Raw genomic sequence first — 13,325 nt, 5'->3', positions numbered from 1 at the left:
ACGCTGAACCGCATGATCCGAGCGGAAACATAGTCCTCGAAGGCGCCGCGACAGCAGGGGCGCCGGAGGGCGACTAAGGCGCGTTCCGCAAAAGCGGCTGACGGTCGGCCTCCAAACAAAGAAAAAGGGCGCTTGTCTTCAAGCGCCCTCAGTATGTCGACAAATTTCCGAGGCGGCCTCGTCCTTCGAGACGCGAGCGTCGCTCGCTCCTCAGGATGATGCCTAAGTATTTGGCGCAGAAGCAGAAGCCACTCATGCTGAGGAGCCTGCGCAGCAGGCGTCTCGAAGCACGAGGGGCGTTACCGCCACATCTCACGGCGCTTGTCTTCAAGCGCCGTGGGAAAACGACCTCGCAAGCCGCTTAGCGCGCTTTCCGCTCGCACGGAATCGTGCGAGCGCAGAGAAAGCGCGCAAATTCAAAAGCCGGAGCGCATTCTTTTCGCAAAAGTCTGTGAGCTTTTGCGGAATGCGCTTAGAGCGCGTCGAAGGTCTTTTTCTTGCCGTCGTGAGTCTTGATGGTGACAATGCGGACGTAGCTGCAATCGTCGAAGCCGGGCAGGGGGGAGTCGCTCTTCGCGGGCACGGTGAACTTGTCGCCAACCTTATAGGGGTGGTGCAGGACCTTATCGTTATTCGGGATAGTGCATCCGCCGCCGTTCACGACGATCTCGTCGACGATCACTTTGTCCTTCTTGACGTCACATTTCACGGAGCCATCGTGCTTTTTGGAGCATTCGACGGCGTCGTCCGCGGCGTAGGCGACGGCGGGAAAAAGAGCGAAGAGAAGCAGTAGCTGTAGCTTTTTCATGGGGGGCGCTCGACATTCTTGCGTGGGACTCTAGAGCTTGTCGCTCGGCCGTCCAAAGCACAGTTCGAAAAAGGAATTATGACAGCGGCGAGATATGAGCCCGGCGCACGCCCCGAGAAATGGCGTTTTGGACGCCGGTTCCACGCATGGAGAAAGCGCCGACGCGCCGGACGGCCTTGCTCCCGAAACTCCAACGCGCTAGCTTTCCGCCGATGGCGAGGGGCGCCGCTTGCGCGGCTGAGAAGCACCCGTCGAACCTGATCCGGGTCATGCCGGCGGAGGGAATGCCAGGGCAGGGCGCGTCGCGCCCCTCATCCGGATTCCGTTCTTCGTCCGCCTGGCTCTCATCCGCTCCCTTTGAAGGAGCGCGATCGAAGGAAGCGCGACGATGAACATCCACGACAAACGCACGCCGCTCAGCGTCACCACCGGCCCGATCGGCAAGTCGCGCAAGCTCTATTCCTCGCCCGAAGGGCGCCCCGACATTCGCGTCCCCTACCGCGAGATTACGCTGGATCCCTCGTCCGGCGAGGCGCCCTTGCGGGTCTATGATCCGTCCGGCCCCTATGGCTGCGAGAATTTCACGCCCGATCTTTCGGCTGGCCTCCCGGCGGCGCGGCCCTGGCTCGCGACGCGCGCCGGGCTGGAGGCCTATCAGGGTCGCGCGGTCAAGCCCGAGGACAATGGCTTTGCCGAGGGCGAGCGGCTCGTGCCGCCATGTCCGGCTGAGCGCAAGCTCTATCGCGCTGCGGGCTCCGCGCCCGTCACCCAGCTCGAATTCGCCCGCGCCGGGATCGTCACGGAAGAGATGATCTATGTCGCGCATCGCGAGAACCTTTGCCGCGAACGCGCGCTCGACGCCGCCAAGGAACGCATCGCCGACGGCGAAAGCTTCGGCGCCGACATTCCTGAATTCGTCACGCCCGAATTCGCGCGCTCGGAGATCGCACGCGGCCGCGCCATCATCCCGGCCAATATCAATCACCCGGAGCTTGAGCCGGTCATTATCGGCCGCAACTTCCTTGTGAAGGTCAACGCCAATATCGGCAATTCGGCCGTGACCTCCTCGGTCGCCGAGGAAGTCGAGAAGATGGTGTGGGCCTCGCGCTGGGGCGCCGATACGGTCATGGACCTCTCCACCGGCCGCAACATCCACAATATCCGCGACTGGATCATCCGTAACGCCAGCGTGCCGATCGGCACCGTGCCGATCTATCAGGCGCTGGAGAAGGTCGGCGGCGACGCGCTGAAGCTCGATTGGGAGGTCTTCAAGGACACGCTGATCGAGCAGGCCGAGCAGGGCGTCGATTATTTCACCATCCACGCCGGCGTGCGTCTCGCTTTCGTGCCGCTCACCGCGAACCGCGTCACCGGCATCGTCTCGCGCGGCGGCTCGATCATGGCGCGCTGGTGCCTCTCCAAGCATAAGGAGAGCTTCCTCTATGAGCGCTTCGACGAGATTTGCGACATCATGCGCAAATATGACGTCTCCTTCTCGCTCGGCGACGGATTGCGCCCCGGCTCCAACGCCGACGCCAATGACGCCGCGCAATTCGCGGAGCTGGAGACGCTGGGCGAGCTCACCAAGATTGCCTGGGAGAAGGGCTGCCAGGTGATGATCGAAGGCCCCGGCCATGTGCCGATGCACAAGATCAAAGCCAATATGGACAAGCAGCTAAAAGCCTGCGGCGAGGCGCCGTTCTACACACTAGGCCCCCTCGTCACCGACATCGCGCCCGGCTACGATCATATTACGTCCGGCATCGGCGCGGCGATGATCGGATGGTTCGGCACGGCGATGCTGTGTTACGTAACCCCTAAAGAGCATTTAGGCCTGCCGGATCGCGACGATGTTAAGACAGGCGTTATAACCTACCGCATCGCCGCCCATGCCGCCGACCTCGCCAAGGGCCATCCGGCGGCGCGCGAGCGCGACGACGCCATGAGCCGCGCCCGTTTCGACTTCCGCTGGAACGACCAGTTCGAGATCGGCCTCGACCCCGACACGGCGCGCCAATATCACGACGAGACCATGCCCAAGGAGGCGCATAAGGTCGCGCATTTCTGCTCCATGTGCGGCCCGAAATTCTGCTCCATGCAGATCACGCGCGATCTGCGCGAGGAGGCCAAGGAGATCGAGGCGCGCGAGAAGGGACTAGCTGAGAAGGCCGAGGAGTTTATGGAGAAGGGCGCGCAGATTTACGTGCGGGGGTGAGTTTCTCAGGGGTCTGTCATTTCCGCTCGAGCCGCGCGCGTCGGGACTTGTCATTCCCGGCGGGCCAAAGGCCCGACCGGGAATCCAGAGCCGCAAGAGCACTGTTTCGGCTCTGGATTCCCGATCGCTCGCTTCGCGAGCGTCGGGAATGACAAGGACCATATCAAGCAGATTTCCTAAGCGTTCCTGTTGTGATCGTGACGCTTTGCCTATAGCGTTGGCGCATCAGCTCACTTGATATAATTTCGCCCTTGGCCGCGTCCGACTTCCACGGATGCGTCTTATTTTGAATTTTGCAGAGGGGCGCCTTTGTCTCTTCCAAAGAACATCCTTTTTGTCGATGTGGAAACCACAGGTCTTTCCAATGATGACAGGGTCGTTTCCTTCGGCGCAGTCGCACTCGATGCGTCGACCCTCGGGAGCGGAGCTTGGAAAATCGAAGAGACCCATCTGATTTTCGATCCTGGCGTGCCAAGCCATCCGATGGCGCTCAAGGTTCACGGATATGACGATTGGACTTTGAGGCATCAGCCTCCGTTTCCTCTTTATGCCCATTTCATCAAATCCATGATCTCTCGCTGCGACCTGTTGGTCGCGCATAACGCGGACTTCGACCTGAAATTCTTGTCGCGGGAGCTGGCCAGCGCCAGAGAAACGTGGCCGGATGCAAAGACCTATTGCACGATGCAGGCTGAGCGTCGCAGGGGGCGTCCGGCGGGCCTCGATGCGGTGTGCGGTCGGATCGGCGTCCCGAGCAGGGGACGCCGCCACTCCGCTTTCGACGACGCATTCAGGGCCATGCAGGTCTTTCTGCATCAACACGGCGTGTCCGTGAACGGCTTGGCGTCTCCAACCAAGAAGCCCTCCAATCTCAAAAAGGTTCCTCGAAAACCAAAGGACGGGATAACTGATCGCGCGCCAGATGTTGAACGCGCGCGGATCGAGAAGCTCGCTGAGTTGCTGGCATTGCAGAGGCGGGAAGTATACCCGGGCCTTTTGGCGCTTCGCTGGATTGCCGGAAGCGCTTTCCTGGAGGACGCGAAAATCGCGTCGGTGGCTCGCGCGTTCATGGAAACCGAGTCGGCGGCCCATACTGCCCAAGTCATCGACGAGTTCCCTGAAATCGCGATCCTCGACGTTGCCCGCCTTGGCTGCGAATGGCGAGACGTCCGGAATGCTTTGGACGCGATCCGCTCCGATCTACCGAAGAGGCAGCGACTAAGCGACGCTATCGAGCGGTGTATTCGAGCGGACGGGCAAATCGCCAAAGAAGAAATCGAGCGTCTGAGACAAGTTGCGGATTATCTCGGCGGACAGATTGCGATCGCCTTCGTCGCGACATAGGAAACCGCTGATCTTATTTCAGGCGCACGGTCAAAACGCGTGCGCCTGCGCCTTTCGCCTCCGCCGTGATCCACACTGTCATTCCCGACGCTCGCAAAGCGAGCGATCGGGAATCCAGAGCAACCATTGCAATTTTGGCTCTGGATTCCCGGTCGGGCTGCGCCCGCCGGGAATGACAGAACCCCACGTGAGCGGTTCAAGCGGAACCGCCTCAAAGCTGCGACAAGGTCGTGGCGTTGAACTTCATGCCGACCGCCGTCTCCAGATTCGACAATGCATTGTCGATCACCGCGAACATCACCGCGCGCGACGAGGCGTTGCTCAAATCGAGCGAGGCTGTCGTCGATACGGCGTTCTTCGTCAGGCTCGACGTGAACGCCGCCGCGGCCTGATTGGCGGTGAACATTTGCGCGGGCGCCGTTCCGTTCGAATAGTCGAGCGTCTGGACGACCTTGGAAAACACATTCGCCAGCGCGCTCATGCTGATGACGACGTGGTTCTGCGGCGTGACGACGGCGGTAGGGCTCGTCGTGGGGATCGGGTTTCCGTAGAGCTGATCCAGGTAATAGTGCACCTGATACGGATACTGCGCATAAGTGTCCGTGCTCCCCCAGACCGAGGCGTAGGAATTGACCGAGGCCACCGTGGCCGCCGTCGCGCTCGCGCCGAGCTTGCTGTAACGGGACACCAAAGGTCCGTAAAAGCCCTGGTTGTAGGCCGCATTGGCGATCACTTCGAGGAAGCTGTTCGGCAGCGTCTTGAATCTGATCAGCGCATTGTCGAAATCCGGCTCCCACGGCGTGACCCAGCCGCCCGCGCCCTTTCCAGTGACGTTCAGCGCGACAAGATCGTTGTAGTGGAAGAAGGCCGGCAACATCGGCCCGTAATATTTGTTGTTGAAGGAGCCGGGCGTCGACAGCGTGTGTTGCTGCGCGGCATTGGCGATGGTGAAGCCGATGTTTTTCTGGATCGCGACATAATTGATGAGCGAATGCCCGTCCGGATTGTAGCTGCCGGAGACCATATCCGCCGCATAATTATTGATCTGATAGGGCCCGCCTTGGCCAACCCCCATCACCGCCTGTTGCAGCGGCGACGGATCGATCAGATCCGAGCTCGACGTATAGAGCTGTGTCTCGATATTCTCCTGCAAAAGCTGCGCGAAAATCGAGCCGATCAGATAGTCGTTGTTGAACTGAACGCCGGGGAAGCCTTCCTTGACGAGGTGAGAATACATCACGCCGGCGATGACGTTCGAGGCGATCAGATCGTCGAAATTGCCGCCCGTCAGCGTGAGGGAATCCTGCGCCGTGTTCACGCCGAGCCAGAGATGGAAGTTGATCGTTCCCGAGCTTTGGCTGGAGCCGCCGGTACTGCCGCCGCCGCCGCCGCCGCTGGCGCTTTGCGTCGTCACAGTGATCGGCGACGATTGCGGCGAGTCGCCGGCGGCGTCCACCGCCGCGACCGCAAAGCTATAACTCGTAGCGGGCGAGAGATTGGAGACGGCGACGCTGGCGCCGGTGACGGTCCCGAGCAGGGCGCCGTTCTTGTAAACCTTGTAGCCGGTCACGACGCAGGACGGGACCGTGACGGCGCTCCAGCTCAGCGTCGTGGCGGCGCTCGTCGTTCCGGAGGCCGCCAGACCAGTGGGGGCCGGCGGCGCGGATACGCAGGAGCCGCAGGCGCCGACATTGGTCCACGGCTGGCCAGAGCCAGGATAGACGCCGTTATGGGTGGCGGGCTCGTCGCCTTGCGTCCACCAATTGTTTCGATAGACGAGCGCGTTTTCGCTGACGAGATTGCCCGGCGAGGCATAGGTGGCCGACGCGCTCCAGGGAGCCGGACAGGAATTGGCGGCGAAGGTCGACGGGCTAATCAAGCATCCGATGACGGTCGTAACCAGTTGCGCCTTTAAACGCTGGTTGGTCATTCTGGCACCAATTGGAATAGGAAGGAACATCTGACGCTCTTCGAGCGCCACGACCTAGCTTGTATACATCCGTTGGCGCCAGATATCTGAAAAAATACTATAAAATTATTCGAATAATTTTATGGAATAGTCGGCGGCGTAAATATAAACGAAGCGGCGGCCCGCGGCGTCGCCGACCCCAACGGCGCAGCTCCAAATCCTTTTCAGTTAATGACTTATGCACGCGCTCTTCGTAATCTTCGGCTTTTCGCGCCGCAGCGCGCCTCCGGCCCGCGGGCTTGGATACAAGGATCGAAGGCCTTGGGAAGAGAAATTGCCGCCAAATTCGTTCGGCTTTTTCAAGCGCCGACCGATGATATGGAGCTTGTGCGGGCGCAGTTTCATGCTTTCGCCAAGCAAATCCCCCTTCTTTATATTATACTGTCGATCAATACGGCCGCTGTCGTGTTTACATTCGCGAAATTCGGTCATCCCTGGATTTCCGTTTACTTGCCGCTTGCCTTGTGTCTGGCCGGTCTCGGACGCGGCGTTGCTTGGTGGCGCATCGGCCGCGCCGCCGTCTCCGACGACGTCGTCGTCCTCTATATGCGACGCACGAACAGGCTCGCTTTCATATCGGCTCTGGCCTTCATCGCGTGGGGAATGGCGCTGTTCCCTTATGGCGATGCTTACGCCCAGGGCCAGTTGGTGTTTTTCCTCGGCCTGTCGCTGATCAGCGGCGCTTTCTGCCTGATGCATCTACGGTCCGCAGCTTTGAGCGTCACATTGTTCGGCGTCGCTCCCTTCAGCCTCTATTTTTTCTTCGCCCAAGAAGGGCATTTCAGATCGGCGGCGATCAATCTTGCGCTCGTTTCCCTTGGCATGATCGTGATCCTGATGATCTACAATCGCGATTTCGCCAATCTCGTCTCGTCGCGCCGCTCCCTGCTCGAAAAGCAGGAAGAGACACAGCGTCTCAGCGAAGAGAATCTTCGGCTGGCCAATCTCGATGCGTTGAGCGGGCTGCCGAACCGCCGAGCGCTCATGTCGCAACTCGATGAGATGCATCGGGCGAGCGGGGAAGCGCATACGCAGATTGCGGTGATATTCGTCGATCTGGACGGCTTCAAAGACGTCAACGACGCCTACGGCCACGAAACGGGCGACAGGGTGATCGAGATCGTCGCAGCCGAACTCCAGCGCTTGCTGCCTGAAGGCGCTGTCCTGGCGCGCCTCGGCGGCGACGAGTTTGCGGCGCTGATTTCGGCGAGCGACGCGGCGGCGCAGGCCGATATGTTCGCAGCGCGTGTCGTGGCGAATCTCACCGAGCCGATCCGGATCAGAGAGCGCGCCATCCAAATTGGGGCCAGCGTCGGCATCGCCTGCGCCGCGCAAGGCGCATGTGACGCCGGGGAATTATTTCGCCGGGCCGATGCGGCCATGTACGACGTCAAAGAAAATGGCAAAGCGGGCGTAAGAGTCTATTCAGCCGCGCTCGACGCCGCACGTCACAGACAGCAGGAACTCGAAGGAGAAATCCGGCAAGGACTGATCGACGGACAATTCGAGGTCTTCTATCAGCCGATCGTCGACGCCGAGGGGAAAGACATCGTCTCGGTGGAGGCGCTGTTGCGATGGCCGCGCCGTCCGGCCGGCGCCATCGGTCCCGACCAATTCATCTGCGTCGCCGAGGCGAGCGGCTTGATCAATCCGCTGGGGCTTTTCGTTCTGCGGCGGGCCTGCCAGGATATTCTCGAGGCCGACGGGCTAAATCTCAGCGTCAATGTTTCCCCGGCGCAATTCCGCGATGCGGACTTCGAAGCGAAGATCGCCGCCGTTCTCGCCGAGACTAGTTTTCCCGCGCAGCGCCTCGAGTTCGAACTGACCGAGGGCTATCTGATCGATCATCCCGAGCGGGCGATGGCTGTGATCGCGTCGCTCAAAGGCATGGGCGTTTCGATCGCTCTGGACGACTTCGGCGTCGGTTATACGAGCATCGCCTATCTGCAACGATATGGGTTCGACAGGATCAAGATCGACAAGTCCCTCGCCGGTCGGGTCGCGACCGACAAAAAAGCCGGCGTGCTCGTCGCCGGCGCGATCTACATCGCGAATGGGTTGGACATGGCGGTAACGGCCGAGGGGGTCGAGACCGAAGAACAAGCGGATTTATTGCGGCTGGCCGGTTGTCAGTGCTTGCAAGGGTTCCGGTACAGCGAACCAAAACCAATCGACGAGATCAGAGATTGGCTGACCGAACGAAGAGGGGATGCGGCCGCCTGAGCGGATGCTGGCGACTTATGCTCAGCGCCCGTCATTGCGAGTGAAGCGAAGCAATCCAGGGCCGCCGTAGCTGCCCTGGATTGCTTCGTCGCTGACGCTCCTCGCAATGACGGCGGTGAACCAATCAAGCGGAACCCGCATTCGTCGAGGCGCCCGACCTCCAAGGCCGGGCGCCGCTCATGCGTCTTAGCTGCGGCCGAGCACCTGCACATGCACGGCGCCCGTGCCGGCAGAAATGAGGCCGATCCGCGAGGCGGCGCCGCGCGAGAGATCGAGGCTGCGGCCGGTCCAGGCCGCCGGGCCGCGATCATTGACCCGCACGACGACCGAGCGGCCGCCATGCGAAACGAGCAGCCGCGTGCCAAGCGGAAGGGTGCGATGGGCGGCGGTCAGGCCCCATTGATTGAAGCGCTCGCCGTTCGCCGTGTGGCTGTTGGGCTCATATTTGCGCGGGCCGCCGCCATAATAGGAGGCGTTGGCCACGAAAGAGCGCGCGTTCTCGGGCATGGCGTAGCCGAAGACGTTGTCGTCGCTTGCGGCGTGGCGGCCGTGGTGACGCGATGGGATGGACTGCTGTTGTTGCGGGGCAGCGTCGGAACCGCCGAAGAGTTGTGAAACAAAATCCTGAGCGGCGGCGGGAACACTCATCAGACCTAACGCGGCTACGACAACAGAAACACGCTTCATTCCGTATTCAGCTCCTTGTGAGGCCATTCCACGAAATAAAGATTTGAGCGCATCCATATTAGATGCGTCCATCTCATTTCGATCAGGCATGGTTGGAAGTGAGGATGCGGTGTCTAGAGGCGGAATGTGGCGAAAATGTCCTGATACACTTCTACCTATTCATGGCGCATAATCGCCTCATTTAAGAACATGCGGCGACGCCTGTCTTTAGATTATCGATAAAACGATGCTCATGTTGGCGTATTCGGCGGCAGCCAGCCATATCGTCTCGCATATGTCTTGCCATCGAGAGAGGCTGACAAATGGGCGGCGAGGCGCCAAAAGGCTCGGGGGAGAACTCAACGCATGACCGACAACAAACGCCCCGCCGTTATCGGCGTCGTCACCGCCTCCGACCGGGCCAGCGCCGGCGTCTACAAGGACGAGAGCGGGCCGGCGATCGAGGCCTATCTCACCTCCGTCCTGACGACGCCCTTCCGCATCGAGCGCCGGGTGATCCCGGATGGGTTCGAGAGCGTGCGGGATACGCTGATCGATCTCGCCGACGCTGTCGGCTGCGACCTCGTGGTAACGACCGGCGGCACGGGTCCGAGCCCGCGCGATCTGACGCCGGAGGCGACGCTCGCCGCCTGTCCGCGCGAGCTGCCGGGTTTCGGCGAGCTGATGCGGCAGGTCTCGCTCGCGCAGACGCCGACCGCCATTCTCTCGCGCCAGCTTGCGGCGCATCGCGGCAAATGCCTGGTCATCAACCTGCCCGGAAAACCAGCCGCCATAGAGCTGTGCCTGAACGCGGTTATGCCCGCCGTGCCCTATTGCCTCGACCTCATCGGCGCCGCCTATATCGAGACGGACCCGGCGCGGGTGAAAGCCTTCCGGCCGAAGAAGTAACTACCCGTACGGGCAGTAAGCGCTTTGGCGCCGCGACAATGGGAAGGCTTCTCTTGAGGCCCTCCGGTCTGTATAGGGAGATACGCGTAGAAGGCCCGAGTCGCCGGTTCGCGCGTCTTGATGCATGCCGCAGGCGAGGGCTTGAAGAGATGAGCGATTTGCGTCTGGTCGTGGTGGGCCCGGCGGGCCGTATGGGCTGTATGCTGACGCGGGCCATCCCCGACACGCTGGGCGTGCGGCTCGTCGCGGCTGTGGAGCGCGAAGGGTCGCCCGCAATCGGCGCCGACAGCGGCGCCGCCTTCGGGCAGGCGCCCAACGGCGTGCCGGTGACGAGCGACATAGAGTCGGCGCTTTCGCAGGCCGATGCGGTCATCGACTTCTCAGCGCCCGCGGCGACTGTGGCTGTCGCCAAGGTTTGCGCCAAAAAGCGCGTCGCCCATGTCATCGGCACGACCGGCCTTGCCCCGGAAGAACTCGCGACGATCGCCGAAGCCGCCCGCGAGACGGTTGTCGTGCGCTCCGGCAATATGAGCCTCGGCGTCAATCTGCTGGCGGTCCTCGTCGAGAAGGCGGCCAAGGCGCTGGGGCCCGGCTGGGACGCCGAGATCGTCGAGATGCATCACAAGATGAAGGTGGACGCCCCCTCGGGCACGGCGCTGCTGCTGGGCGAGGCCGTCGCAAAGGGCAGGGGGATCGATCTCGCCGAGCATAGCGCGCGCGGCCGCGACGGGCTCACCGGGCCGCGCAAGGCCGGCGACATCGGCTTCGCCGCGCTACGCGGCGGCTCGGTCGTCGGCGAGCATACGGTGATCTTCGCGGGCATGGGCGAGCGCATCGAGCTCTCCCACCGCGCCGAGGATCGCGGCATTTTCGCGCGCGGCGCCATCGCGGCGGCGCTCTGGACGCGGGAAAAAGCGCCCGGGCTCTATTCCATGGCTGATGTGCTGGGCCTTTCCGGCGCGTGAGATTTGCGAGACCGACATGAGCATGAACCGCACGCTTGTCCTCGTCCGGCACGGTCAGAGCGAATGGAACGCCAAAAATCTGTTCACCGGCTGGAAAAATCCGGACCTCACGCCGCTCGGCGTCGAGGAGGCGCGTCGCGCCGGGCGTGAATTGAGGAAACTCGATCTGCTGTTCAGCGCCGGCTTCACCTCGGCGCTGCTGCGCGCGCAACATACGCTGCAGCTCATCTTCGAGGAGCTGGGTCAGTCCAATGTGCCGACGGTCAAAGATCGCGCGCTGAACGAGCGCCATTACGGCGATCTCTCCGGGCTCAACAAGGACGAGGCGCGCGAGAAATGGGGCGAGGAGCAGGTGCGCCTGTGGCGGCGTTCCTATGACGTGCCCCCGCCCGGCGGCGAGAGCCTCAAAGATACGGTCGCGCGCGTCGTGCCCTTTTACGTCCAGCGTATTTTGCCGCCGGTGATGCGCGGCGAACGCGTTCTGGTCGCGGCGCATGGCAATTCGCTGCGCGCGCTCTGCATGGTGCTGGAGCAGATGACGCCCGAAAGCGTGACGACGCTGGAGCTCGCGACCGGCGTGCCGATCGTCTACAAGCTCAACGCGGATTCGACCGTGGCGTCGAAGACGGTGCTGGAGCACCGATAGTTGCCGCGAATCCGGCAATAAAACGTCAGGCTGATACGAGATCCGCTGAAGCGCTGGTTTTGCCCAGCGCCCGTCATTGCGAGCGAAGCGAAGCAATCCAGGGCTGCGATGTGGCCCTGGATTGCTTCGTCGGCTCCGCCTCCTCGCAATGACGGCGGTGATTTCCTCTGTGTCTAAACTGCGCGAGCGTCGGGAATGGCGCCGAACCAATCAAGCGAATCTCGTGTCATTCCCGACGCTCGCGCAGCGAGCGATCGGGAATCCAGAGCTGCATCAGCGCTTTTGCGGCTCTGGATTCCCGGTCGGGCTTTCAGCCCGCCGGGAATGACAAGGCCCCATGCGAGCAGTTCAATCGGAAATAGTATGACGGGGGGCATGAGCGCCGCCGCGTCGCGGCGGTTTGCTCGAGCAAGCATTATCCGAAGCTATGCCCCTCGATGACGATGGCCTCGGCCACATGGCGCGGCACGTCGGTGATCGGAATTTCACGGCAGTTAAGGTTGTATCGATTCTCGGCGGCGTTCCAATCACAGGCGATGACAGTGTTGGCATTCGGCGAGGGGAAATACCATGTCGACGGCCGCTTGAAGGAGGTCAGCGGCTTGGAAGCATGCGCCACGAGGGCGTTGGCGAGAGCCCGCGCTTTCGTCGCGCTCTTCTTCGTGGCGGTTTTTCGTGTCTTCTTCGCGGGCGTCCGTTTTTTGAGTGCGCCCGTTTTTTTCGTCGGTTTGGTGGTCCTCGCCATAACGACTTTCCTTCTGATGCATATTCAAAACGAGAGCGTCGATTGTATTTAGAACCCGAAGCGCGTAATGGGCGCGCTCCTCATATAGACGCCGATTTGCGACGCCTGGAACGTGCCGGCGGCGACGCTGGCCAATCGCTTGCTCGACGGATCGACCGGGCCAAAAGTCAAAAGCAGGTCGTGAGTGCGATCCCGGCTCGTCGAGAGCAGCGGCCCGGCTGGGTTGACGTTGACGTGAACGAATGTCCAGGCCGGATTGATATTGCCGCTCGTCGCCACAAGGAACCTCACCTCATGCGACAAGGCGTCCTGCTTCAGCGGCGTGTCGATCCCGGTGGGCGCCGTTATCTCGCCCGTGCCAGCGGCCAGCACGTGACTGACCAGCCACTGCCTCAGCTTCAAATCGCCCTGGATCAGCAGCGATTTCATTGGCGCGGCGGCATTGTCGCCGGCCGGGCAGGGGCCGAGCCGATAGAGGTCCTTGACCGTGTGGTAGAAATTGAGCGTATCGATCCGCGTCGCATCTGCGGAGGCCGAGACGCCGCCGGCGAGCGTAAACAAGGCGGTCGCCGGATTTGGGGGCGTCCAGATCGCCGTCGGATTTATGGACGTCTTTTCGTCGATGGTCAGAGTGAGCGCGGCTTGCACGCCCCATTTTTCGAACCAGGCGGCGGTTCGTTGCCCATTTATCGCGGCAAGTTCCTTGTCTCGATCGATGACGAAAGCGACGGCGTTTCGCATCTCGCAGTTGACGCTCCGCACGATCGCTTGAACGAGAAGTTGGCCATCGGCTTGATTGCTTGGCGGGTCCGCTAGCTCCGGAACATAAGTCCCG

11 protein-coding genes and 1 riboswitch are annotated in these 13,325 nt (G+C 61.7%); of the genes, 6 read left to right on the top strand and 5 right to left on the bottom strand.

All coding sequences use genetic code 11. The features are described from left to right. Positions 1–472 precede the first annotated feature (472 nt). Complete coding sequence (locus JJT62_RS05915) at positions 473–808, bottom strand: hypothetical protein (RefSeq protein ID WP_202071784.1); 336 nt, start codon at positions 806–808, stop codon at positions 473–475. Between the two features lie 208 nt (positions 809–1,016). Continuing rightward, positions 1,017–1,110: riboswitch (TPP riboswitch) on the top strand. Positions 1,111–1,196: 86 nt separating this feature from the next. Here JJT62_RS05915 and thiC point away from each other — a divergent pair. Continuing rightward, positions 1,197–3,023, top strand: a complete 1,827-nt coding sequence (gene thiC, locus JJT62_RS05910; RefSeq protein ID WP_202071783.1) for a phosphomethylpyrimidine synthase ThiC — start codon at positions 1,197–1,199, stop codon at positions 3,021–3,023. A 309-nt stretch (positions 3,024–3,332) separates the two neighbouring features. Then, entirely contained in the window at positions 3,333–4,367 is a 1,035-nt protein-coding gene (locus JJT62_RS05905; RefSeq protein ID WP_202071782.1) for a 3'-5' exonuclease, read from the top strand. Between the two features lie 211 nt (positions 4,368–4,578). Here JJT62_RS05905 and JJT62_RS05900 read toward each other — a convergent pair whose 3' ends face one another. Further along, positions 4,579–6,297 (bottom strand): fibronectin type III domain-containing protein, encoded by a 1,719-nt coding sequence (locus JJT62_RS05900; protein ID WP_202071781.1) that lies wholly within the window; start codon positions 6,295–6,297, stop codon positions 4,579–4,581. Positions 6,298–6,597: 300 nt separating this feature from the next. On the opposite strand from JJT62_RS05900, the gene JJT62_RS05895 reads away from it, so the two are divergent. Further along, the gene (locus tag JJT62_RS05895; protein WP_202071780.1) at positions 6,598–8,559 is read left to right on the top strand and encodes a bifunctional diguanylate cyclase/phosphodiesterase; all 1,962 of its coding nucleotides are present in this window, start codon (positions 6,598–6,600) and stop codon (positions 8,557–8,559) included. 186 nt (positions 8,560–8,745) lie between these two features. On the opposite strand, the gene JJT62_RS19510 is transcribed toward JJT62_RS05895, so the two are convergent. Further along, positions 8,746–9,246 (bottom strand): septal ring lytic transglycosylase RlpA family protein, encoded by a 501-nt coding sequence (locus JJT62_RS19510; protein WP_370568489.1) that lies wholly within the window; start codon positions 9,244–9,246, stop codon positions 8,746–8,748. Between the two features lie 345 nt (positions 9,247–9,591). On the opposite strand from JJT62_RS19510, the gene mog reads away from it, so the two are divergent. The 3 genes from mog to JJT62_RS05875 all read left to right on the top strand — a co-directional run bounded on the left by mog (position 9,592) and on the right by JJT62_RS05875 (position 11,745). Further along, entirely contained in the window at positions 9,592–10,134 is a 543-nt protein-coding gene (gene mog, locus JJT62_RS05885; RefSeq protein ID WP_202071779.1) for a molybdopterin adenylyltransferase, read from the top strand. Between the two features lie 149 nt (positions 10,135–10,283). Further along, positions 10,284–11,099: a 4-hydroxy-tetrahydrodipicolinate reductase gene (dapB, locus tag JJT62_RS05880; protein ID WP_202071778.1), complete on the top strand. Its 816-nt coding sequence runs from the start codon at positions 10,284–10,286 to the stop codon at positions 11,097–11,099. 16 nt (positions 11,100–11,115) lie between these two features. After that, on the top strand, positions 11,116–11,745 hold the full coding sequence (locus JJT62_RS05875) for a 2,3-bisphosphoglycerate-dependent phosphoglycerate mutase (RefSeq protein WP_202071777.1): 630 nt from the start codon (positions 11,116–11,118) through the stop codon (positions 11,743–11,745). Positions 11,746–12,160: 415 nt separating this feature from the next. On the opposite strand, the gene JJT62_RS05870 is transcribed toward JJT62_RS05875, so the two are convergent. Together JJT62_RS05870 and JJT62_RS05865 are read right to left on the bottom strand one after the other, a co-directional pair. After that, entirely contained in the window at positions 12,161–12,490 is a 330-nt protein-coding gene (locus JJT62_RS05870) for a hypothetical protein (RefSeq protein ID WP_202071776.1), read from the bottom strand. A gap of 48 nt (positions 12,491–12,538) precedes the next feature. Then, positions 12,539–13,231: a hypothetical protein gene (locus JJT62_RS05865; RefSeq protein WP_202071775.1), complete on the bottom strand. Its 693-nt coding sequence runs from the start codon at positions 13,229–13,231 to the stop codon at positions 12,539–12,541. Positions 13,232–13,325: the final 94 nt, after the last annotated feature.

The organism is Methylocystis sp. Sn-Cys, assembly GCF_016745395.1.
GTDB classification, from domain to species: Bacteria; Pseudomonadota; Alphaproteobacteria; order Rhizobiales; family Beijerinckiaceae; genus Methylocystis; species Methylocystis iwaonis.
Note: the sequence above shows the minus strand (reverse complement) of the source record. Positions and strands in the feature narration are given on the sequence as shown.